Annotated in this window: 20 protein-coding genes and 1 other annotated feature; of the genes, 11 read left to right on the top strand and 9 right to left on the bottom strand. The window is 52.1% G+C overall.

What is annotated here, in order from left to right; translation table 11 throughout:
• Positions 1 to 93 precede the first annotated feature (93 nt).
• The gene (gene mscK, locus FQZ95_RS20285) at positions 94 to 3,456 is read left to right on the top strand and encodes a mechanosensitive channel MscK (RefSeq protein ID WP_088541925.1); all 3,363 of its coding nucleotides are present in this window, start codon (positions 94 to 96) and stop codon (positions 3,454 to 3,456) included.
• A gap of 211 nt (positions 3,457 to 3,667) precedes the next feature.
• Here mscK and rsmS read toward each other — a convergent pair whose 3' ends face one another.
• Complete coding sequence (rsmS, locus tag FQZ95_RS20280) at positions 3,668 to 3,829, bottom strand: pleiotropic regulatory protein RsmS (RefSeq protein WP_000051146.1); 162 nt, start codon at positions 3,827 to 3,829, stop codon at positions 3,668 to 3,670.
• Positions 3,830 to 3,842: 13 nt separating this feature from the next.
• Positions 3,843 to 4,370 (bottom strand): primosomal replication protein N'', encoded by a 528-nt coding sequence (priC, locus tag FQZ95_RS20275; RefSeq protein ID WP_088541926.1) that lies wholly within the window; start codon positions 4,368 to 4,370, stop codon positions 3,843 to 3,845.
• 69 nt (positions 4,371 to 4,439) lie between these two features.
• Between priC and FQZ95_RS20270 the strand changes: the two genes are divergently transcribed.
• The 8 genes from FQZ95_RS20270 (at position 4,440) to hemH (ending at position 12,471) form a co-directional block, all read left to right on the top strand.
• Positions 4,440 to 4,817 (top strand): DUF454 family protein, encoded by a 378-nt coding sequence (locus tag FQZ95_RS20270; protein ID WP_160530586.1) that lies wholly within the window; start codon positions 4,440 to 4,442, stop codon positions 4,815 to 4,817.
• A 152-nt stretch (positions 4,818 to 4,969) separates the two neighbouring features.
• Positions 4,970 to 5,521 (top strand): adenine phosphoribosyltransferase, encoded by a 552-nt coding sequence (apt, locus tag FQZ95_RS20265; RefSeq protein WP_000127356.1) that lies wholly within the window; start codon positions 4,970 to 4,972, stop codon positions 5,519 to 5,521.
• 128 nt (positions 5,522 to 5,649) lie between these two features.
• A complete protein-coding gene (gene dnaX / locus FQZ95_RS20260; protein ID WP_160530585.1) occupies positions 5,650 to 7,581 on the top strand; it encodes a DNA polymerase III subunit gamma/tau in 1,932 nt (643 codons plus the stop codon).
• Positions 6,914 to 6,978, top strand: a sequence feature (DnaX frameshifting element). Its footprint overlaps the gene before it by 65 nt.
• 52 nt (positions 7,582 to 7,633) lie before the next feature.
• Entirely contained in the window at positions 7,634 to 7,963 is a 330-nt protein-coding gene (locus FQZ95_RS20255; protein ID WP_000467098.1) for a YbaB/EbfC family nucleoid-associated protein, read from the top strand.
• Positions 7,963 to 8,568 (top strand): recombination mediator RecR, encoded by a 606-nt coding sequence (gene recR, locus FQZ95_RS20250; RefSeq protein ID WP_001195025.1) that lies wholly within the window; start codon positions 7,963 to 7,965, stop codon positions 8,566 to 8,568. Before FQZ95_RS20255 ends, recR begins: the two co-directional genes overlap by 1 nt.
• Positions 8,569 to 8,677: 109 nt before the next feature.
• Positions 8,678 to 10,552 carry a molecular chaperone HtpG gene (gene htpG, locus FQZ95_RS20245; RefSeq protein ID WP_039020780.1) on the top strand — a complete coding sequence of 625 codons (1,875 nt, stop codon included), beginning with the start codon at positions 8,678 to 8,680 and terminating at the stop codon, positions 10,550 to 10,552.
• Positions 10,553 to 10,732: 180 nt separating this feature from the next.
• Entirely contained in the window at positions 10,733 to 11,377 is a 645-nt protein-coding gene (adk, locus tag FQZ95_RS20240; protein WP_001220233.1) for an adenylate kinase, read from the top strand.
• A 131-nt stretch (positions 11,378 to 11,508) separates the two neighbouring features.
• Positions 11,509 to 12,471 carry a ferrochelatase gene (gene hemH, locus FQZ95_RS20235; RefSeq protein WP_160530584.1) on the top strand — a complete coding sequence of 321 codons (963 nt, stop codon included), beginning with the start codon at positions 11,509 to 11,511 and terminating at the stop codon, positions 12,469 to 12,471.
• Here the strand turns inward: hemH and aes are convergent.
• Entirely contained in the window at positions 12,468 to 13,427 is a 960-nt protein-coding gene (aes, locus tag FQZ95_RS20230) for an acetyl esterase (protein WP_115738928.1), read from the bottom strand. The two genes, hemH and aes, sit on opposite strands and share 4 nt — an antisense overlap.
• 151 nt (positions 13,428 to 13,578) lie before the next feature.
• On the opposite strand from aes, the gene gsk reads away from it, so the two are divergent.
• A complete protein-coding gene (gene gsk / locus FQZ95_RS20225; RefSeq protein WP_000671574.1) occupies positions 13,579 to 14,883 on the top strand; it encodes an inosine/guanosine kinase in 1,305 nt (434 codons plus the stop codon).
• A gap of 208 nt (positions 14,884 to 15,091) precedes the next feature.
• On the opposite strand, the gene ybaL is transcribed toward gsk, so the two are convergent.
• Both ybaL and fsr read right to left on the bottom strand, forming a co-directional pair.
• Complete coding sequence (ybaL, locus tag FQZ95_RS20220; protein ID WP_000546224.1) at positions 15,092 to 16,768, bottom strand: YbaL family putative K(+) efflux transporter; 1,677 nt, start codon at positions 16,766 to 16,768, stop codon at positions 15,092 to 15,094.
• Positions 16,769 to 17,005: 237 nt separating this feature from the next.
• Entirely contained in the window at positions 17,006 to 18,226 is a 1,221-nt protein-coding gene (fsr, locus tag FQZ95_RS20215) for a fosmidomycin MFS transporter (protein ID WP_160530583.1), read from the bottom strand.
• 217 nt (positions 18,227 to 18,443) lie between these two features.
• Between fsr and ushA the strand changes: the two genes are divergently transcribed.
• Positions 18,444 to 20,096, top strand: coding sequence for a bifunctional UDP-sugar hydrolase/5'-nucleotidase (gene ushA, locus FQZ95_RS20210; RefSeq protein WP_160530582.1), 1,653 nt, complete (start codon positions 18,444 to 18,446; stop codon positions 20,094 to 20,096).
• 37 nt (positions 20,097 to 20,133) lie between these two features.
• Here ushA and FQZ95_RS20205 read toward each other — a convergent pair whose 3' ends face one another.
• The 4 genes from FQZ95_RS20205 to FQZ95_RS20190 all read right to left on the bottom strand — a co-directional run bounded on the left by FQZ95_RS20205 (position 20,134) and on the right by FQZ95_RS20190 (position 22,935).
• On the bottom strand, positions 20,134 to 20,637 hold the full coding sequence (locus FQZ95_RS20205; RefSeq protein WP_160530581.1) for a hypothetical protein: 504 nt from the start codon (positions 20,635 to 20,637) through the stop codon (positions 20,134 to 20,136).
• Complete coding sequence (locus tag FQZ95_RS20200; protein ID WP_000439794.1) at positions 20,634 to 21,434, bottom strand: DUF6896 domain-containing protein; 801 nt, start codon at positions 21,432 to 21,434, stop codon at positions 20,634 to 20,636. Before FQZ95_RS20200 ends, FQZ95_RS20205 begins: the two co-directional genes overlap by 4 nt.
• A gap of 23 nt (positions 21,435 to 21,457) precedes the next feature.
• Positions 21,458 to 21,937 (bottom strand): Cys-tRNA(Pro)/Cys-tRNA(Cys) deacylase YbaK, encoded by a 480-nt coding sequence (ybaK, locus tag FQZ95_RS20195; protein WP_000186628.1) that lies wholly within the window; start codon positions 21,935 to 21,937, stop codon positions 21,458 to 21,460.
• A 203-nt stretch (positions 21,938 to 22,140) separates the two neighbouring features.
• On the bottom strand, positions 22,141 to 22,935 hold the full coding sequence (locus FQZ95_RS20190; RefSeq protein WP_160530580.1) for a TraB/GumN family protein: 795 nt from the start codon (positions 22,933 to 22,935) through the stop codon (positions 22,141 to 22,143).
• Between the last annotated feature and the right edge of the window lie 260 nt (positions 22,936 to 23,195).

Raw genomic sequence — 23,195 nt, 5'->3', positions numbered from 1 at the left:
TTTCGCCGTTGCTATTCTGGTTCACTGCGTCGTGATATTCTTGCGGTTTGACTTTTTCAGGTCGTTCTTCAGGTTCAGAAACCTTCATTCATCATGACTATGTTCCAGTATTACAAACGATCACGGCATTTTGTTTTTTCAGCATTCATTGCTTTTGTTTTGGTCTTGTTATGCCAGAATGCGGCGTTTGCGCGGGCGCCATCGAATGGTGATCTGCCGACAAAAGCGGACCTGCAGGCACAACTTGACTCACTGAATAAACAAAAAGATCTTTCTGCTCAGGACAAACTGGTGCAGCAGGATCTGACAGATACATTAGCCACCCTCGATAAAATCGATCGCATAAAAGAAGAGACAGTTCAGCTACGGCAAAAAGTCGCTGAAGCGCCGGAAAAAATGCGTCAGGCGACCGCGGCGTTAACAGCACTTAGCGATGTCGATAACGACGAAGAAACGCGCAAAATTCTAAGCACGCTTTCGTTGCGCCAGCTGGAAACTCGCGTTGCCCAGGCGCTGGACGATTTGCAAAACGCACAAAACGATCTGGCGTCTTATAACAGCCAGCTGGTTTCGTTACAGACGCAGCCCGAACGCGTGCAAAATGCGATGTATAACGCTTCGCAGCAGCTGCAACAAATTCGCAGCCGCCTGGATGGCACTGATGTTGGCGATACTGCCTTACGTCCCAGCCAGAAAGTGTTGATGCAGGCCCAGCAGGTTTTGCTGAATGCTGAGATTGACCAGCAGCGAAAAAGCCTGGAAGGGAACACCGTCTTACAGGATACCTTGCAAAAGCAGCGTGATTACGTGACGGCGAACAGTGCTCGTCTGGAACACCAGTTGCAACTGTTGCAAGAAGCGGTAAACAGTAAGCGCCTGACCTTAACCGAAAAAACGGCGCAGGAAGCCGTCTCTCCGGATGAAGCTGCACGTATTCAGGCTAATCCGCTGGTGAAGCAGGAACTGGAAATTAACCAGCAGTTAAGTCAGCGTCTGATTACCGCGACTGAAAACGGTAATCAGTTGATGCAGCAAAACATTAAAGTCAAAAACTGGCTGGAGCGGGCGCTGCAATCGGAACGCAATATTAAAGAGCAGATTGCCGTCCTGAAGGGCAGTCTGCTGTTGTCTCGTATCCTTTACCAGCAACAACAAACGCTGCCCTCGGCGGATGAACTGGAAAACATGACCAACCGCATCGCGGATTTGCGTCTCGAACAGTTTGAAGTCAACCAGCAGCGTGATGCGCTCTTCCAGAGTGATGCGTTCGTTAACAAGCTGGAAGAAGGCCACGCCAACGAAGTTAACAGTGAAGTTCATGACGCATTACTCCAGGTTGTGGATATGCGTCGCGAACTGCTGGATCAGCTTAATAAACAGTTGGGTAACCAGCTGATGATGGCCATTAACCTGCAAATCAACCAGCAGCAGTTAATGAGCGTGTCGAAAAACCTGAAATCGATCCTGACTCAGCAAATCTTTTGGGTGAACAGTAACCGTCCAATGGACTGGGACTGGATCAAAGCGTTCCCACAAACGCTGAAAGATGAATTTAAGTCGATGAAGATCACGGTAAACTGGGAAAAAGCCTGGCCTGCCGTCTTTATCGCTTTCCTCGCTGGTTTACCACTGCTATTAATTGCCGGGCTGATCCACTGGCGTCTGGGATGGCTGAAAGCGTATCAACAAAAACTGGCTTCCGCTGTGGGTTCCCTGCGTAACGACAGCCAGCTCAACACACCAAAAGCGATCCTTATCGACCTGATCCGTGCGCTGCCGGTGTGCCTGATTATTCTCGCGGTTGGTCTGATTCTGCTAACCATGCAGCTCAACATCAGCGAACTGCTGTGGTCGTTCAGTAAAAAACTGGCGATTTTCTGGCTGGTGTTTGGCCTGTGCTGGAAGGTACTGGAGAAAAATGGCGTTGCCGTGCGTCACTTCGGCATGCCGGAACAGCAGACCAGCCACTGGCGTCGGCAAATTGTCCGCATCAGTCTCGCGTTGCTGCCTATCCATTTCTGGTCTGTGGTGGCAGAACTTTCCCCGCTGCATCTGATGGATGATGTGCTGGGGCAGGCGATGATTTTCTTCAACTTGCTGCTGATTGCCTTCCTGGTGTGGCCGATGTGCCGCGAAAGCTGGCGTGATAAAGAGTCGCACACCATGCGACTGGTCACCATTACCGTACTGTCGATTATCCCGATTGCGTTGATGGTGCTGACCGCCACGGGTTATTTCTACACCACGCTGCGCCTCTCCGGGCGTTGGATTGAAACCGTTTATTTGGTGATCATCTGGAACCTGCTGTACCAGACGGTATTGCGCGGCTTAAGCGTAGCGGCGCGGCGTATCGCCTGGCGTCGTGCGCTGGCGCGTCGGCAGAATCTGGTGAAAGAGGGCGCAGAAGGGGCTGAACCGCCGGAAGAACCCACCATTGCACTGGAGCAGGTTAACCAGCAGACGCTGCGTATTACCATGTTGCTGATGTTTGCGCTGTTCGGTGTCATGTTCTGGGCGATTTGGTCAGATTTGATTACCGTGTTCAGCTATCTCGACAGCATTACGCTCTGGCATTACAACGGCACTGAAGCTGGCGCTGCGGTGGTGAAAAACGTCACCATGGGCAGTCTGTTGTTTGCGATTATCGCCTCAATGGTAGCCTGGGCGTTGATTCGCAACCTGCCTGGTTTGCTGGAAGTATTGGTGCTCTCGCGACTGAATATGCGCCAGGGCGCGTCGTATGCCATTACTACCATCCTTAACTACATCATCATTGCCGTTGGTGCGATGACGGTGTTCGGATCGCTGGGTGTCTCGTGGGATAAACTCCAGTGGCTGGCGGCGGCATTATCCGTAGGTCTTGGTTTTGGTTTACAAGAGATCTTCGGTAACTTCGTCTCCGGTTTGATTATCCTGTTCGAACGTCCGGTGCGCATTGGCGATACGGTAACCATTGGTAGCTTCTCGGGGACGGTAAGTAAGATTCGTATTCGTGCGACAACGATTACCGATTTCGATCGCAAAGAAGTGATCATCCCGAACAAAGCGTTTGTTACCGAGCGTCTGATCAACTGGTCGTTAACCGACACCACCACGCGTCTGGTGATCCGCCTGGGCGTGGCCTATGGCTCCGATCTGGAAAAAGTGCGTAAAGTGTTGCTGAAGGCGGCGACTGAGCACCCAAGGGTGATGCACGAACCCATGCCGGAAGTCTTCTTTACGGCGTTTGGTGCCAGCACGTTGGATCACGAGCTGCGCCTGTACGTGCGTGAACTGCGTGACCGCAGTCGTACTGTCGATGAGCTGAACCGTACTATTGATCAGCTGTGCCGTGAAAACGACATCAACATTGCCTTTAACCAGCTTGAAGTGCATCTGCACAACGAGAAGGGCGATGAGGTGACGGAAGTAAAACGCGACTACAAAGGCGACGATCCGACACCAGCGGTTGGGTAATAACCAAAGGGGGCGACATTTAGTTGCCCCGAGATTACTGACAAAGTGCGCGTTGTTCATGCCGGATGCGGCGTGACCGCCTTATCCGGCCTACGAAACCGCAAGAATTCAATATATTGCAGGAGCGGTGTAGGCCTGATAAGCGTAGCGCATCAGGCAGTTTTGCGTTTGCCCGCAATCTTAGGGGACATTTAGCGGCCCCATTTATTTCTCACTTTTCCGCCTCATCATCGCGCGTTAATTTCTTTTCATAATCGCGTTTTACAATATCCAGCGCACGCAGCACGGTGCGCGCTGGGATCTGATTTTCTTCCAGCAGCACAATCAAATCGACAGCCAGTTTGACATCGTCAGGGGCATTTTCCAGTGACATACTCTCTCCATTGCTAGCGGGTTAAACGCGCTAACCTGTTTTCGATTTTTTCCAGCGCATGGCGGCAGCGTGCCAGGCGCGCTTCATAAGCTTCTACTTCACGATGCAGCGTTTGCTGTTCCACGAGATCGGTCACCCGCGCCAGGCGGGCTTTACGTTCGGCAACCATCTCACGAAGTCGCCGCTCAAAATCCTGATGCTGAATACGTTTACGCTGCCAGCGGGCAATTTTCGGTGGCGCACTGTCCCACTCGCGCAATGACCAGGCGGAGGCTTCACGCGCGATGGCTTCCAGTTGTGCAGCCAGATGTTCCGCCAGCCAGGCCACTTGCGGCAGCTGTTGCTGCTCAACCGCATGACGAAGCGCAGCCAGATTATCGCCCGCCTCATCGAGACAAGCCTGTAGTGTTGTCGCACGGGTCTGAAAAAGGTGCCTGTCAAAACGGGCACTTAGCGTGGCAAATTGCGCTACCGGGGCACAACGCTGACGCAGCGTGGCGAGCTGTCCTTCCAGTTTTTCCAGCAGCAGGGCGGTTTTCACGATAAGACCTCAATGAAAATGATAATTGTTATGCTAAAGTAGCCACTCTGTAAGCTGACAACACTCAATATGCAACGAATCATTTTAATCATCATTGGCTGGCTGGCGGTAGTGCTGGGTACGCTGGGCGTGGTATTACCGGTATTACCGACGACGCCGTTTATCCTGCTGGCGGCCTGGTGCTTTGCCCGTTCTTCCCCGCGCTTTCACGCCTGGTTGCTGTACCGCTCATGGTTTGGCAGCTATCTACGTTTCTGGCAGAAACATCATGCGATGCCGCGCGGCGTCAAACCGCGGGCGATTTTGCTTGTTTTGCTCACGTTTGCCATTTCTTTGTGGTTCGTCCAGATGCCATGGGTGCGCATCATGTTGCTGGTAATTCTCGCCTGTTTGCTTTTTTATATGTGGCGAATTCCGGTGATTGATGAAAAGCAAGAAAAGCACTGAAGCACAACAATCGCAGTTGCAATTATTGCGTACAGCCAGTACATTCTGGCGTTTTCGAGCACAGGCGCAGGCGGTCAAAGGTTAAACAATTGTTACTTTTGATACGTTTAAGACGCGCCGTGAGTACCACCGTAACAAGCAGGCATACACTTATGACCGCGACTGCACAGCAGCTTGAGTATCTCAAAAATAGCATCAAAAGCATTCAGGACTACCCAAAACCCGGCATTCTTTTCCGTGATGTCACCAGCTTACTGGAAGACCCGAAAGCTTACGCTCTCAGCATCGACTTGCTGGTTGAGCGTTACAAAAATGCGGGCATTACCAAAGTTGTCGGCACCGAAGCGCGTGGCTTCTTGTTTGGCGCTCCGGTAGCTCTGGGTCTGGGCGTTGGCTTTGTACCGGTCCGTAAACCGGGCAAACTGCCGCGTGAGACCATCAGTGAAACTTACGATCTGGAATACGGCACCGATCAGCTGGAAATCCACGTTGATGCCATCAAACCGGGCGACAAAGTTCTGGTGGTGGACGACCTGCTGGCAACCGGCGGCACTATCGAAGCGACCGTTAAACTGATCCGTCGTCTGGGTGGTGAAGTGGCTGATGCTGCGTTCATTATCAACCTGTTCGATCTCGGCGGCGAACAGCGTCTCGAAAAACAGGGCATTACCAGCTACAGCCTTGTTCCGTTCCCGGGCCATTAATTATCGTCAGTCTTGCGCTGCTCACGCTACGGGCAGCACAAGATGTGCATTCAGCCTCGCCGTTCTGACGGGGCTGTGTTAGCATTACCCCTTCGTGAATCCACCTTCCAGCGTTTCAGAGCCTGCCAATGAGTTATCAGGTCTTAGCCCGAAAATGGCGCCCACAAACCTTTGCTGACGTCGTCGGCCAGGAACATGTGCTGACCGCACTGGCGAACGGCTTGTCGTTAGGGCGTATTCATCATGCTTATCTTTTTTCCGGCACCCGTGGCGTCGGAAAAACCTCTATCGCCCGACTGCTGGCGAAGGGGCTAAACTGCGAAACCGGCATTACCGCGATGCCGTGCGGCGTGTGCGATAACTGTCGTGAAATTGAGCAGGGGCGCTTTGTCGATCTGATTGAAATCGACGCCGCCTCGCGCACCAAAGTCGAAGATACCCGCGACCTGCTGGATAACGTCCAGTACGCGCCAGCGCGTGGTCGTTTTAAAGTTTATCTGATCGACGAAGTGCATATGCTGTCGCGCCACAGCTTTAACGCACTGTTAAAAACCCTTGAAGAACCGCCGGAGCACGTCAAGTTTCTGCTGGCGACGACCGATCCGCAGAAATTGCCGGTGACGATTTTGTCACGCTGTCTGCAATTTCATCTCAAAGCGCTGGATGTCGAGCAAATTCGCCATCAGCTTGAGCACATCCTCAACGAAGAACATATCGCTCACGAGCCACGGGCGCTGCAACTGCTGGCGCGCGCCGCTGAAGGCAGCTTGCGAGATGCCCTAAGTTTAACCGACCAGGCAATTGCCAGCGGTGACGGCCAGGTTTCAACCCAGGCGGTCAGTGCGATGCTGGGTACGCTTGACGACGATCAGGCGCTGTCGCTGGTTGAAGCGATGGTTGAAGCCAACGGCGAGCGTGTAATGTCGCTGATTAATGAAGCCGCCGCTCGTGGTATTGAGTGGGAAGCGTTGCTGGTAGAAATGCTCGGCCTGTTGCACCGCATTGCAATGGTGCAACTTTCCCCTGCTGCGCTGGGCAACGACATGGCCGCCATCGAGCTGCGGATGCGTGAACTGGCGCGCACCATACCGCCGACGGATATTCAGCTTTACTATCAAACGCTGTTGATTGGTCGCAAAGAATTACCGTATGCGCCGGACCGCCGCATGGGCGTTGAGATGACGCTGTTGCGCGCACTGGCGTTTCATCCGCGTATGCCGCTGCCTGAGCCAGAAGTGCCACGCCAGTCTTTTGCGCCCGTCGCGCCAACGGCAGTAATGACGCCAACCCAGGTGCCGCCGCAACCGCAATCAGCGCCGCAGCAGGCACCGACTATACCGCTCCCGGAAACCACCAGCCAGGTGCTGGCGGCGCGCCAGCAGTTGCAGCGCGTGCAGGGAGCAACCAAAGCAAAAAAGAGTGAACCGGCAGCCGCTACCCGCGCGCGGCCGGTGAATAACGCTGCGCTGGAAAGACTGGCTTCGGTCACCGATCGCGTTCAGGCGCGTCCGGTGCCATCGGCGCTGGAAAAAGCGCCAGCCAAAAAAGAAGCGTATCGCTGGAAGGCTACCACTCCAGTGATGCAGCAAAAAGAAGTGGTCGCCACGCCGAAGGCGCTAAAAAAAGCGCTGGAACATGAAAAAACGCCGGAACTGGCGGCGAAGCTGGCGGCAGAAGCCATTGAGCGCGACCCGTGGGCGGCTCAGGTGAGTCAACTTTCGCTACCAAAACTGGTCGAACAGGTGGCGTTAAATGCCTGGAAAGAGGAGAACGGCAACACGGTGTGTCTGCATTTACGCTCCTCTCAGCGTCATCTGAATAACAGCGGCGCACAGCAAAAACTGGCTGAAGCGTTGAGCACGTTAAAAGGTTCAACGGTTGAACTGACTATCGTTGAAGATGATAATCCCGCGGTGCGCACGCCGCTGGAATGGCGTCAGGCGATATACGAAGAAAAACTTGCGCAGGCGCGCGAGTCCATTATTGCGGATAATAATATTCAGACCCTGCGTCGGTTCTTCGATGCGGAGCTGGATGAAGAAAGTATCCGCCCCATTTGATCGTAAGCACAGCTTACGTTCGTCATCCTTAACGTGATTGAGAGAGAAACCTATGTTTGGTAAAGGCGGTCTGGGTAACCTGATGAAGCAAGCCCAGCAGATGCAAGAAAAAATGCAGAAAATGCAGGAAGAGATCGCGCAGCTGGAAGTGACCGGCGAATCTGGCGCAGGTCTGGTAAAAGTGACCATCAACGGTGCACACAACTGCCGTCGCGTAGAGATCGACCCGAGCCTGCTGGAAGACGACAAAGAGATGCTGGAAGATCTGGTGGCTGCAGCATTCAACGACGCAGCACGTCGTATCGAAGAAACGCAGAAAGAAAAAATGGCCTCTGTTTCCTCCGGAATGCAGCTGCCGCCTGGCTTTAAGATGCCGTTCTGATGCAAACCAGCCCGCTGTTAACACAGCTTATGGAAGCACTGCGCTGTCTGCCGGGCGTTGGCCCGAAGTCGGCGCAGCGTATGGCGTTCACGCTGCTTCAGCGCGATCGTAGCGGCGGGATGCGTCTGGCGCAGGCGCTCACCCGGGCGATGTCGGAAATCGGCCACTGCGCCGATTGCCGCACCTTCACCGAACAGGAAGTCTGTAACATCTGTTCGAATCCGCGTCGTCAGGAAAACGGTCAAATCTGCGTGGTGGAGAGTCCGGCGGACATTTATGCCATTGAGCAGACGGGGCAGTTTTCAGGTCGTTATTTTGTGTTGATGGGACATCTGTCACCGCTGGACGGCATCGGTCCGGATGATATCGGCCTTGATCGTCTGGAACAGCGTCTGGCAGAGGAAAAAATCACTGAAGTGATCCTCGCCACCAACCCCACGGTTGAAGGTGAAGCTACCGCTAACTACATTGCCGAGCTTTGCGCGCAATATGACGTGGAAGCCAGCCGAATCGCTCATGGCGTACCGGTTGGCGGCGAGCTGGAAATGGTCGATGGCACCACGCTGTCACACTCCCTTGCCGGGCGTCATAAGATTCGTTTTTAAGCAAACGAGAGCAGGATCACCTGCTCTCGCTTGAAATTATTCTCCCTTGTCCCCATCTCTCCCTCATCCTGTTTTTAACCTTAAAATGGCATTATTGAGGTAGACCTACATGAAAGGACAAGAAACTCGTGGTTTTCAGTCAGAAGTGAAACAGCTTCTGCACCTGATGATCCATTCTCTCTATTCCAATAAAGAAATCTTCCTGCGTGAGCTTATCTCTAACGCCTCCGATGCGGCGGACAAGCTGCGTTTCCGCGCGCTCTCTAACCCGGACCTGTACGAAGGTGATGGCGAACTGCGCGTTCGTGTCTCTTTCGATAAAGACAAGCGTACGCTGACCATTTCCGACAACGGCGTGGGGATGACCCGCGACGAAGTGATTGACCATCTGGGTACTATCGCTAAATCCGGCACCAAATCATTCCTCGAATCCCTGGGTTCTGACCAGGCGAAAGACAGCCAACTGATCGGTCAGTTTGGTGTTGGTTTCTACTCTGCGTTTATCGTGGCCGACAAAGTGACCGTGCGTACTCGCGCGGCAGGCGAAAAACCAGAAAACGGCGTCTTCTGGGAATCGGCTGGCGAAGGTGAATATACCGTTGCCGACATCACCAAAGAAGATCGTGGTACTGAAATCACCCTGCATCTGCGTGAAGGCGAAGACGAGTTCCTCGATGACTGGCGCGTGCGTTCCATCATCAGCAAATACTCCGACCATATCGCGCTGCCGGTAGAGATCGAAAAACGCGAAGAGAAAGACGGCGAAACCGTTATCTCCTGGGAGAAAATCAACAAAGCGCAGGCGCTTTGGACCCGTAACAAGTCGGAAATCACCGACGAAGAGTACAAAGAGTTCTACAAACACATCGCCCACGACTTTAACGATCCGCTGACCTGGAGCCACAACCGCGTTGAAGGTAAGCAGGAGTACACCAGCCTGCTGTACATTCCGTCGCAGGCACCGTGGGATATGTGGAACCGCGATCATAAACACGGCCTGAAACTGTATGTTCAGCGTGTGTTCATCATGGACGACGCAGAACAGTTCATGCCGAACTATCTGCGCTTCGTGCGTGGTCTGATTGACTCCAGCGATCTGCCGCTGAATGTTTCCCGTGAAATCCTCCAGGACAGCACGGTAACCCGCAACCTGCGCAATGCGCTGACCAAGCGTGTGCTGCAAATGCTGGAAAAACTGGCGAAAGACGACGCGGAAAAATACCAGACCTTCTGGCAACAGTTTGGCCTGGTGCTGAAAGAAGGTCCGGCGGAAGATTTCGCTAACCAGGAAGCGATCGCCAAACTGCTGCGTTTTGCTTCTACACATACCGACACTTCTGCGCAGACCGTGTCTCTGGAAGACTACGTTTCCCGCATGAAAGAAGGGCAGGAGAAAATCTACTACATCACCGCAGACAGCTATGCGGCAGCGAAGAGCAGCCCGCACCTGGAACTGCTGCGTAAGAAAGGCATCGAAGTTCTGCTGCTTTCCGACCGCATTGATGAGTGGATGATGAACTATCTGACTGAGTTCGACGGTAAACCGTTCCAGTCTGTGTCTAAAGTTGACGAGTCGCTGGAAAAACTGGCTGACGAAGTTGATGAGAGCGCGAAAGAAGCGGAGAAAGCACTGACTCCGTTCATCGACCGTGTGAAAGCCCTGCTCGGCGAGCGCGTGAAAGATGTCCGTCTGACTCACCGTCTGACCGATACGCCAGCGATCGTTTCGACCGACGCGGACGAAATGAGCACCCAGATGGCGAAACTGTTCGCTGCGGCGGGCCAGAAAGTACCAGAAGTGAAATACATCTTCGAACTGAACCCGGATCACGTACTGGTGAAACGTGCGGCAGATACTGAAGATGAAGCGAAGTTCAGCGAGTGGGTAGAACTGCTGCTGGATCAGGCGCTGCTGGCAGAACGCGGCACGCTGGAAGATCCGAACCTGTTTATTCGCCGTATGAACCAGCTGCTGGTTTCCTGATGTAATGCCGGATGACCCTCGTGTCATCCGGCATTTTTCTTTTCATCATCTGTCCTTTCCGCAAATTATCTCGCCATTAACCGTTTCAGCCTCAGGTGCCTTTCTTGAGGCAATCGCCTGATGGTGGTATCGTTTATCGCTTTTTCAAAAAATTCGACACATTTTAAGGGGATTTTCGCAATGCGTATCATTCTGCTTGGCGCTCCGGGCGCGGGGAAAGGGACTCAGGCTCAGTTCATCATGGAGAAATATGGTATTCCGCAAATCTCCACTGGCGATATGCTGCGTGCTGCGGTCAAATCTGGCTCCGAGCTGGGTAAACAAGCAAAAGACATTATGGATGCTGGCAAATTGGTTACCGACGAGCTGGTGATCGCGCTGGTTAAAGAGCGTATTGCTCAGGAAGACTGCCGTAATGGTTTCCTGTTGGATGGCTTCCCGCGTACCATTCCGCAGGCAGACGCGATGAAAGAAGCGGGCATCAACGTTGATTACGTTCTGGAATTCGACGTACCGGACGAACTGATTGTTGACCGTATCGTAGGCCGCCGCGTTCACGCGCCGTCTGGTCGTGTATATCACGTTAAATTCAATCCGCCGAAAGTAGAAGGCAAAGACGACGTTACCGGTGAAGAACTGACTACCCGTAAAGACGATCAGGAAGAAACCGTGCGTAAACGTCTGGTTGAATACCATCAGATGACTGCACCGCTGATCGGCTACTACTCCAAAGAAGCGGAAGCGGGTAACACCAAATACGCGAAAGTTGACGGCACCAAACCGGTTGCTGAAGTTCGCGCTGATCTGGAAAAGATCCTCGGCTAATTAAGCCGCAGCAGATCTGCTTTCGGGCAGGTCTGCTCATCCTCCTCAGGCAAAACCTCTCACAGCAATTAGTTCTTCTTCTTCACTTTTCCGCTACAATTATCAACAAGTTGAATCGATAAGAGGCGGTAATGCGTCAAACTAAAACCGGTATTCTGCTGGCAAACCTGGGTACACCCGATGCCCCCACTCCTGAAGCGGTAAAACGCTACCTGAAACAATTTTTAAGCGACAGACGCGTGGTTGATACCTCACGGCTGTTGTGGTGGCCGTTGCTGCGCGGCGTGATTTTGCCGCTGCGCTCGCCGCGTGTGGCGAAGTTGTATGCCTCTGTCTGGATGGAGGGCGGCTCGCCACTGATGGTTTACAGCCGCCAGCAACAGCAGGCGCTGGCACAACGTTTACCGGAGACGCCCGTAGCGCTGGGAATGAGCTACGGCTCGCCATCACTGGAAAGCGCCGTAGATGAACTCCTGGCAGAGCATGTAGATCATATTGTGGTGCTGCCGCTTTATCCGCAATACTCCTGTTCAACGGTCGGTGCGGTATGGGATGAGCTGGCACGCATTCTGGCGCGCAAACGTAGCATTCCGGGGATATCGTTTATTCGTGATTACGCCGATAACCACGATTACATTAATGCACTGGCGAACAGCGTACGTGCTTCTTTTGCCAAACATGGCGAACCGGATCTGCTGCTGCTCTCTTATCATGGCATTCCCCAGCGTTATGCAGATGAAGGCGATGATTATCCGCAACGTTGCCGCACAACGACTCGCGAACTGGCTTCCGCACTGGGGATGGCACCGGAAAAAGTGATGATGACCTTTCAGTCGCGCTTTGGGCGGGAACCCTGGCTGATGCCTTATACCGACGAAACGCTGAAAATGCTCGGAGAAAAAGGCGTAGGTCATATTCAGGTGATGTGCCCGGGCTTTGCTGCAGATTGTCTGGAGACGCTGGAAGAGATTGCCGAGCAAAACCGTGAAGTCTTCCTCGGTGCGGGCGGTCAAAAATACGAATATATTCCGGCGCTTAATGCTACACCGGAACATATCGAAATGATGGCTAATCTTGTTGCCGCGTATCGCTAAAGCTGAGCGGTAAAGAACTGAGCGCCGTCGCGAAGAGCCTCGTCGGCGGCTTTCATCATCCGTGAATAATGCAAAAAGGCGTGTAACGTGCCTGGGTAGAGTTTGAACTCACAGGGCTGCTGATGCGCCGCTAACGTCTGGTAAAGCAGACGGCTGTCATCCAGCAGCGGATCGAACTCCGCCCCGGCAATAAAACAGGGCGGAACTTCGCGAGTGAGATCATTATTAAACAGGCAGTAATACGGCGACTCGCGGTCCGCGTCGTTGCTTAAATACGCCTCTTCATACATCTGTAAATCCTGTTGCGTTAAGCCATCCCAGACACCGCCCAACAGACGACGAGTCACGGAATCCCGTAATCCGTAAAGCCCATACCACAGCAAAACGCCCGCAACTTTACCGCAATCGATCTGTTTATCACGCAACCACAACGCACTGGCGAGCGCCAGCATGGCACCTGCGGAATCACCGGCAAAACCAATGCGGGACATATTGATTTGATAATCCTCTGCCTGCTGGTGGAAGTGGCAACAGGCAGCCACAATTTCCTCTATTGCCTGCGGAAAACGTGCTTCCGGCGAAAGAGTGTAAGCAATTCCAATCACTGTACATTGGGTGTAACTTGCCAGCAGTCGCATAATCCGATCGTGGGTATCAAGATTGCCGAGAATAAAACCACCACCATGCAGATAAAATAGTGTCGCCGGGCTGTGACTTTTGGGTGAGTAGAGGCGAGTCTCGACCTGACCATAAGGTGTGGGAACCATGTAAGCGCTGGTTGCCATTTCTGGAGCGCCCGCATTCCAGAATCGGCGCTCAAGTGTGTAATACTGTCGTTGCTCAGCAATCGTTCCCGTTGCGGGCCAGGGCGGTAAATCCGGCTGAAGAGTATTCACAACGGTCTTCATTTCAGCAGAAATAAGGTCCAGAACGGGTAATTTGTTTTCCGGCTTCATGCAAAAACTCCTTTCAAATTACGTCATTGTAAGGAACCACTGCCATGAAAATGCGATCCCGCCTGCTGATATTGAAACTGGCTGCGTCTCGCGCGCTCCCGTCAGATTGTGTTAACATTCGCCGCTCAGTTAACCACCCGTAAAAACAACCATGAAATTTCCCGGCAAACGTAAATCCAAACATTATTTTCCCGTAAACGCACGCGATCCGCTGCTTCAGCAATTCCAGCCAGAAAACGAAACCAGCGCTGCCTGGGTAGTGGGTATCGATCAAACGCTGGTCGATATTGAAGCGAAAGTGGATGATGAGTTCATTGAGCGTTATGGATTAAGCGCCGGGCATTCACTGGTGATTGAGGATGATGTTGCCGAAGCGCTTTATCAGGAGCTGAAACAGAAAAACCTGATTACTCATCAGTTTGCGGGTGGCACCATTGGTAACACCATGCACAACTACTCGGTGCTCGCGGACGACCGTTCGGTGCTGCTGGGCGTCATGTGCAGCAATATTGAAATTGGCAGCTATGCCTATCGTTACCTGTGTAACACCTCCAGCCGTACCGATCTTAACTATCTGCAAGGCGTGGACGGCCCGATTGGTCGCTGCTTTACCCTGATTGGCGAGTCCGGGGAACGTACCTTTGCTATCAGCCCTGGCCACATGAACCAGCTGCGGGCTGAAAGTATTCCGGAAGATGTGATTGCCGGAGCCTCGGCACTGGTTCTCACTTCTTATCTGGTGCGTTGTAAGCCGGGTGAACCCATGCCGGAAGCAACCATGAAAGCCATTGAGTACGCGAAGAAATATAACGTACCGGTGGTGCTGACGCTGGGCACCAAGTTTGTCATTGCCGAGAATCCGCAGTGGTGGCAGCAATTCCTCAAAGATCACGTCTCTATCCTTGCGATGAACGAAGATGAGGCCGAAGCGTTGACCGGAGAAAGCGATCCGTTGTTGGCATCTGACAAGGCGCTGGACTGGGTTGATCTGGTGCTGTGCACCGCCGGGCCAATCGGCTTGTATATGGCGGGCTTTACTGAAGACGAAGCGAAACGTAAAACCCAGCATCCGCTGCTGCCGGGCGCTATCGCGGAATTTAACCAGTATGAGTTTAGCCGCGCCATGCGCCATAAAGATTGCCAGAACCCGCTGCGCGTCTATTCTCACATTGCGCCTTATATGGGTGGGCCGGAAAAGATCATGAACACCAACGGTGCCGGGGATGGCGCACTGGCAGCATTGCTGCATGACATTACCGCCAACAGCTACCACCGTAGCAACGTACCAAACTCCAGCAAACATAAATTCACCTGGTTAACGTATTCGTCATTAGCGCAGGTGTGTAAATATGCTAACCGTGTGAGCTATCAGGTACTGAACCAGCATTCACCTCGTTTAACGCGCGGCTTACCGGAGCGTGAAGACAGTCTGGAAGAGTCTTACTGGGATCGTTAAGTTATCGGACTGATGACAGTCGGATGCGGCATAAACGCCTTATCCGACCTACGAAAGATGGCACCTGTAGGCTGGATAAGATGTGTCAACATCGCATCCGGCAATGACAGTCGGATGCGACATAAACGCCTTATCCGACCTTTGGAAGGTGGCACCTGTAGGCCGGATAAGATGCGCCAGCATCGCATCCGGCAATGGAATCAATGTCTTACCCCGTCACCACTTCACCCGCCGGTGGCGTTTCCAGCAGTTCCAGCATAGTACGGGCGATTTCACGCTCGCCCATTACCACCTGATTCGCCCCGCGCTCGGTAATATATGCTACCTCGTCGTCATAATGGGCGCGGGCGATAATCTCAATATCCGGGTTTTTCGCGCGAGCAGACGCCACAATCTCGCCTGCTTCGTAACCATTAGGAATCGTCAGGATCAGCCATTTTGCGCATTCCAGATGCGCTAGTTGCATAATTTCTTCATTCGCCGCGTTGCCCAATACCGCCCGGACCCCGCGCTCGCGCAGTTCATCGACGCGAGTACGTGACGTCTCAATCACCACTAAAGGAATATCAGATGCGAGCAACTTCTCCCCCAGCAGGCTGCCCACACGACCATAACCTACCAGCAGCGCATGGTTGCAGATATCCACCGGAATCTGCTTCTCCTCTTCGATAGCTTCTTCCAGCGTCTGCTCTTCCAGTGTTTCGGTCTTCGCCAGATATTTCTCCAGCAGCGCAAACAGGACCGGGTTGAGCATAATCGACAAAATCGCCCCTGCCAGTACCAGGTTCTGCCCGGCTTGCGGCAATAGATCCAGCGCCATGCCCAGTCCCGCCAGGATAAACGCGAACTCACCAATTTGCGCCAGGCTGGCGGCGATGGTTAATGCCGTACGTTGGGAGTGACCAAACAGTCGCACCAGGAAAAACGCGGCTAACGACTTACCAAACAGAATAATTGCCAGCGTTGCCAGCACCGCCAGTGGTTGCTGAATCAGAATTAACGGATCAAACAACATCCCGACGGAGACAAAAAACAGCACAGCAAACGCATCGCGCAATGGCAGCGTATCGTGGGCGGCACGGTGACTCAGTTCAGACTCGTTCAGTACCATCCCGGCAAAGAACGCACCGAGTGCAAAGGAGACATCAAACAGCTCCACCGCACCAAAGGCAATCCCTAACGCCAGCGCCAGCACCGACAGGGTAAACAGCTCGCGGGAACCGGTTGCCGCGCTGCGTGCCATAATCCACGGCACCAGACGGCGACCTACCAGCATCATAATGGCGATAAATGCGATCACCTTGCCGATGGTGATCCCCATATCAACGGCCAGCGTCGCAAAGCCCACATCACCCTGTTCCATCATTCCTGCCACTGCGGGCAGCAACACCAGCGTCAGAACCATGACCAGGTCTTCCACAATCAACCAACCGATGGCGATTTGCCCACGCTGGCTGTCTATTAATTGCCGTTCTTCAAGTGCGCGCAGTAACACCACGGTACTGGCGGTGGAAAGACATAAACCGAACACGATACCGGTCATTAACGACCAGCCCAGTACGGCGGAGAGCGCCATACCCAGCAGCGTCGCCACGGCTATCTGGGCGATCGCGCCGGGAATGGCGATGGCCTTTACCGCCATCAAATCCTTCAGCGAAAAGTGCAGACCCACGCCAAACATCAACAGAATGACGCCCAGTTCAGCCAGTTCCGGCGCAAGCTTGGTATCGGCAACAAAGCCAGGAGTGAATGGTCCTGCCAGCACACCCGCTAACAGATATCCCACCAGAGGAGAAATACGTAGTTTATTGGCCAGCATGCCGAGGATAAAGGCGAGCACAAGGCCGCCAACAATGGTGGTGATAAGCGGGGTGGCGTGATGCATTCCGTCTCCTTTTCCTGGTGGTTATTGTCCATTTTTGGCCGGGAAAACCAAAATTACAGGTAATAGTTTATGACAATTTCATTGATGATGTTTATGAATAATTGTTGAATTTTGCAGAAAAATGGAATTAGCTGCAAAAAAAGCACGGATCGGAAAACAGAAGGCGGTTTAACAGAGGAAAGGCTTATGGCGACTGTAAAACGATGCAGCCAAAGTTTGCCTTTGGCTGCAATGAAATCAGTCTTTATGCCGGTTATCAGGCAGGAATATGGTCAACATCCCCAATAGTGGCAGGAAAGCACAGATTTTATAGACTAACTCGATGCTGGTATGGTCGGCGATAAGCCCCAGAACTGCCGCTCCCAGACCTCCCATGCCGAAAGCAAAACCGAAAAAGAGTCCAGAAACCATACCGATACGTCCCGGAAGCAGCTCCTGAGCGTAGACCAGAATGGCAGAGAATGCCGAAGCGAGGATAAATCCAATAATCACCGTTAAAACCCCCGTCCAGTGCAGGGTGGCGTAGGGTAAAATCAGCGTAAACGGCGCAACGCCGAGGATAGAGCCCCACATCACATATTTCCGTCCAATTTTATCCCCTACAGGCCCGCCGATCACCGTACCTGCCGCAACGGCAAACAGGAATGCAAACAGATGAAGCTGGGCATTCTGGATAGATAATCCGAATTTTTGCATCAGATAAAAGGTGTAATAGCTGCTGATGCTCGCCATATAGAAATATTTCGAGAAAATGAGGATTAACAGAATGCTGACCGCCAGTACCACTTTGTTGCGCGGCAGTGGATTGATAATCGTTGCTTTGGGTTTGCCCTTATTCATTCGGTGCTGTGCCGAGTACCAACGGCTGATTTGCGCCAGCACCACGATTGCCAGCAGTGCTGCAAGCACAAACCAGGCCACGTTGCCTTTGCCATAAGGCGCGATAATCACCGCTGCCAGCAAGGGCCCCAGGGAACTGCCAAAGTTGCCGCCGACCTGAAAGATAGATTGCGCCAGGCCATGACGGCCACCAGACGCCATTCGGGCCACGCGTGAGGATTCCGGATGAAAGACCGACGAACCAGTGCCGACCAACGCCGCCGCCAGCAGAACTGCGCCAAAACTGCCCGCCAGCGCCAGCAGCACCAGACCGCTCAAGGTAAAGCACATGCCAATCGGCAACGACCACGGCATCGGATATTTATCCGTCCAGTAGCCGACCACCGGTTGCAATAGTGAAGAGGCGAGCTGGAAGGTGAGGGTTATCATGCCAATTTGCATAAATGTCAGAGAAAATTCTGACTGAAGCAGGGGATAAATCGCCAGAATCAGCGATTGGATCATGTCGTTCAGCAGATGTGAGAGGCTGATAGCACCTAAAATACCAAACGATGTTCGGGCCTTAGTCGTTGACGCAGCCGCGCCCGCCACAGGCTGGGTTTGTTCACTCATTGCCATAGGAAAGTCACTTTTTCAGGGTTGCGATGTAAAGAATGATCTTATTTGTGATTATTACCCGACTAACATACCTGTATGCGCCGCCTGAAGGAAGTCTCAATGCTGAATACAGAATTTCTAATCTGGATGCAGATTTATCTTCACCGGACGCAGACTTGTCTATGATGTCGCGTCATACTATTTTTCAACACGTTGAAATCTGATCAGGGAGAGAAGTATGAAATTATTGCAGCGGGGCGTGGCGTTAGCACTGTTAACCACATTTACACTGGCGAGTGAAACTGCTCTGGCTTATGAGCAGGATAAAACCTACAAAATTACAGTTCTGCATACCAATGATCATCATGGGCATTTTTGGCGCAATGAATATGGCGAATATGGTCTGGCGGCGCAAAAAACGCTGGTGGATGGTATCCGCAAAGAGGTTGCGGCTGAAGGCGGTAGCGTGCTGCTACTTTCCGGTGGCGACATTAATACTGGCGTGCCCGAGTCCGACTTACAGGATGCCGAACCTGATTTTCGCGGTATGAATCTGGTAGGCTATGATGCAATGGCGATCGGTAATCATGAATTTGATAACCCGCTCACCGTATTACGCCAGCAGGAAAAGTGGGCTAAGTTCCCGTTGCTTTCCGCCAATATCTACCAAAAAAGCACTGGTGAGCGCCTGTTTAAACCATGGGCGCTGTTTAAGCGTCAGGATCTGAAAATTGCCGTTATTGGGCTGACAACCGATGACACAGCCAAAATTGGTAACCCGGAATACTTCACTGATATCGAATTTCGTAAGCCCGCTGATGAAGCGAAGCTGGTGATTCAGGAGCTGCAACAGACAGAAAAGCCAGACATTATTATCGCGGCAACCCATATGGGGCATTACGACAATGGTGAGCACGGCTCTAATGCACCGGGCGATGTGGAGATGGCACGCGCGCTGCCTGCCGGATCGCTGGCGATGATCGTCGGAGGTCACTCGCAAGATCCAGTCTGTATGGCGGCAGAAAATAAAAAACAGGTCGATTACGTTCCTGGTACGCCATGCAAACCGGATCAACAAAATGGCATCTGGATTGTACAAGCGCATGAGTGGGGCAAGTACGTTGGTCGGGCCGACTTTGAGTTTCGCAACGGCGAAATGAAAATGGTCAACTACCAGTTGATTCCGGTAAACCTGAAGAAGAAAGTGACCTGGGAAGACGGGAAAAGCGAGCGTGTGCTTTACACCCCTGAAATCGCCGAAAACCAGCAAATGATTTCGCTGTTATCACCGTTCCAGAACAAAGGCAAAGCGCAGCTGGAAGTGAAAATAGGCGAAACCAATGGTCGTCTGGAAGGCGACCGCAGCAAAGTGCGTTTTGTACAGACCAATATGGGGCGGTTGATTCTGGCAGCACAAATGGATCGCACTGGTGCCGACTTTGCGGTGATGAGCGGAGGCGGAATTCGTGATTCTATCGAAGCAGGTGATATCAGCTATAAAAATGTGCTGAAAGTGCAGCCATTCGGCAATGTGGTGGTGTATGCCGACATGACCGGTAAAGAGGTGATTGATTACCTGACCACCGTCGCGCAGATGAAGCCAGATTCAGGTGCCTACCCGCAATTTGCCAACGTTAGCTTTGTGGCGAAAGACGGCAAACTGAACGACCTGAAAATCAAAGGCGAACCGGTCGATCCGGCAAAAACTTACCGTATGGCGACATTAAACTTCAATGCTACCGGCGGTGATGGCTATCCGCGCCTTGATAACAAACCGGGCTATGTGAATACCGGCTTTATTGATGCCGAAGTGCTGAAAGCGTATATCCAGAAAAGCTCGCCGCTGGATGTGAGTGTTTATGAACCGAAAGGTGAGGTGAGCTGGCAGTAATGAACCCTGTCGCGGCGTCATGATATGACGCCGCCATTTATGAATATTGAAATCTTGCATCGTAATCGCGATGTGTCAAACCAAATGCCATCAGCATATAATTCTGCGGTTCACCAGACTGTTCTTCATCTGCTTCAAACCAAAGTGTCACGCCTGAGCGATTGACGTGGATTAATAGTGTATGGGGCGATTGACGGTGGATTTGCAGATCAGCGCCTTCGTTAACAAGCATGTTAAATACACGCGTAACGTTCAACTCAGCGACGTTATTCAATATTCCTTTATCAAATCGGATCGCTTTGCCCAAATGGATTTGGCTCAAATAATCGCACCAAATCATATATAGCTTGTTGCTTTCGAAATGAAACTCAACATTGCCAAATAGCCAGATATAAAAACCATTTCCCATATCATTTTTAGAGTCCGGCTCAACAAAGTTTTGTTCCAGCCATGCCATTGTTTGCCCCGGTTCGACAAAATCGAATTTTCCGTTAAAGACAAAATTGTGGAAGCTAACATCAACAAGATGGTCAAATTTCATCTTTCGCTCCTTTGTGAATTTTTTACACGCTTCAAAAGCCAGCGTAATTTACATCGGTGCAGGCGACTCTCCAGTGTTGAGCGAAAATTTGCGATGTCGACATTGGACCGATCTACCGCAGCAACCCCCGTGTATTGTGGGATCGGTGAAGGGATTTTTTGTAACTTTCCCAGCGCCAGCAGTTGTTGAATGATCCTGCTACCGTCGTGGTAATCATCGTAAATAGCCACTGGCAGAGGCTGCCAGGCGGGGGTCGATTTGATAAATCCGGAAAAAAAATACGGGTCCAGATCGCCGAAATCAAAGCCGTAGGCGAGGGGAACTTCAATATTTTGCTCTGTTTTTTTATTCTCAAATGCACAATGAAAACCGTGAAAACAATACTGCCACTTTCCCATTTTGCCTTTTCGCTTACGGTTGCATTTGAAGGGGGCAAAGGTAACTAGCGGGTTATTTTCCGCCATCTCAACGTTCAGTTGTTCAGCCAATGCAAATATAAGCTCTGTCGCCAGCTTACGATATTCTTTCGCGCAGTGTTCGAAAAAATCCTGATGGCGGTTAATCTCTTCAAGCGATATTAATCTGGCGATCCTGATAACCGGGTCGGCAGAATGCATGCCAACAACAAATTCATCGAGCTGTGCTTTCAGCACCAGCCCGAATTCCTCACGATACCTCTCTGCTTCGCTGGCAAAATGCAGATGTAATACCTTTTCTCTCGATGTTTGCCGAAGTAAGGCGATATCCGGTATCTCATCTGCACAAGCGATACTTAATGTCTCTGTAATCCTTTCCACATCTCATCTTCCGTGTGCATCACTTAATCGCGACGAGCGATATCAGCAAATTTGGCATCGAGGATCTTCGCCAGGTCGCTTGCCGCCAGTTCGATGTCCAGCCCGCGCTTGCCGCCAGAAACAAAAATAGTGGCAAATTCTTGCGCGGGGGCGTCGATAATCGTTGGCAGACGTTTTTTCTGCCCCAGTGGGCTAATTCCCCCCACCAGATATCCCGTCGAACGCTGCGCGACCATCGGATCGGCCATCTCAACTTTCTTGGCACCCAACGCCTTTGCTACTTTTTTAAGATCCAGTTGACCGGCGACCGGCGTAACGGCCACGGCAAGGTGTTTCATATCACCGTTCACTGCGACCAGCAGCGTTTTGTAGACCTGATCCGGATTCAAACCTAATTTTTTGACGACTTCATCACCAAAATTGGTTTCAGCCGGATCGTGCTCGTAGGTATGGATTTGAAACGAAATCTTGTTTTTTTCGAGTAATTTAACTGCGGGTGTCATGGTAATTTTCCTGCCTTAAACAAAAAAACGAAGCAAGCATACGCCTGATGGCGGTCCAAAAAAAAGAGTCATCTTGCCTAAGAGTATTGGCAGGATGGTGAGATTGAGCGACAATCGAGTTACACCGTCGCTTAAAGTGACGGCATAATAATAAAAAAATGAAATTCCTCTTTGACGGGCCAATAGCGATATTGGCCATTTTTTTAGCGCAACATTTGTGGCAAATTCCCTTCTCCATACAGGTGTAGTGCACCGACCGCGACCACATAGCGTCCCGGCGGCATGGCGCGTAATTTGTCCCGCCAGGCGAGATTTCGCTGATGCATCAGCACATCGTACAGCGACTGACTGAACGTATTGGGCAGCGTTATTTCATTATTTTGCGGCGGCGCATTCAGCCACCAGCTCATCATTTGTTGCAGCAACCGTGCATTGGTGTGCCAGTGGGTCAGCGTATCGTCCAGCAGCGCCAGTCCTTTGTCAGGGAGCTGGAGCAACATGGCAATCTGGTTTTCTGCCCCTTCCAGTTCAATCACGGGTTTATGTTGTTGCTTCGCCGCCTGCAATAGCTGGTAATCGATACCGTATTCTGCCCGCAGCCCCAGTTTTTGTGCCTGCGTCGCCTGAAGAACCATCGCGATTTGCCACAGTGGTTGGGTGGAAAAGAGCGACGGAGAAATGCCCATCTCCTGGCTTATGTGTTGCAGATTTTGTAATTGCTCCTCGCTAATGCGCTCTTCCAGCGCCTCGCAGGCAGGCAAATTGGCAAAAGGCGTATCGCTGGTGGAAACATCCGCCTCGACGATCAGCGCATCGGCGTTTTTGAGCTTTTTGAGCAAACGGGGGGGCAGGGGAGCCATATCGTGGCTGCCCATATGAATACTGCCAATCAGATGAAAATGGCGATTGCCGGGAAGAGAGATATCGATAGCAGGCCAGGTGTAATGATTGCCGCGCAGCGCGGCCCAAAGCGTTTTTACCCGGTACAACAGATCCATACGACCTCCCTTTGTGAAATATCATGCTAGCGCGCGGTGAGGGATGGCGCAAATGGAGTTATGAGGCTTGTTCAGTGGTAGCTTAAATATGATCGAAAAATTGTTTTTGCTTTGAAACGAAAGACTGCACGGGTGTTGGTGGCGTCAAAATCGCCGAGGCGTTCCCTGAAGGCCGGGGCAGCACACATGGATGTGGGCTGAGGGCGCGTTTTACAGGGATAATGAGATGGACGCTCCAGATTTTACGGTATCAAAGTACC

It is taken from the genome of Escherichia sp. HH41S, from assembly GCF_009820115.1.
GTDB classification, from domain to species: Bacteria; Pseudomonadota; Gammaproteobacteria; order Enterobacterales; family Enterobacteriaceae; genus Escherichia; species Escherichia coli_F.
Note: the sequence above shows the minus strand (reverse complement) of the source record. Positions and strands in the feature narration are given on the sequence as shown.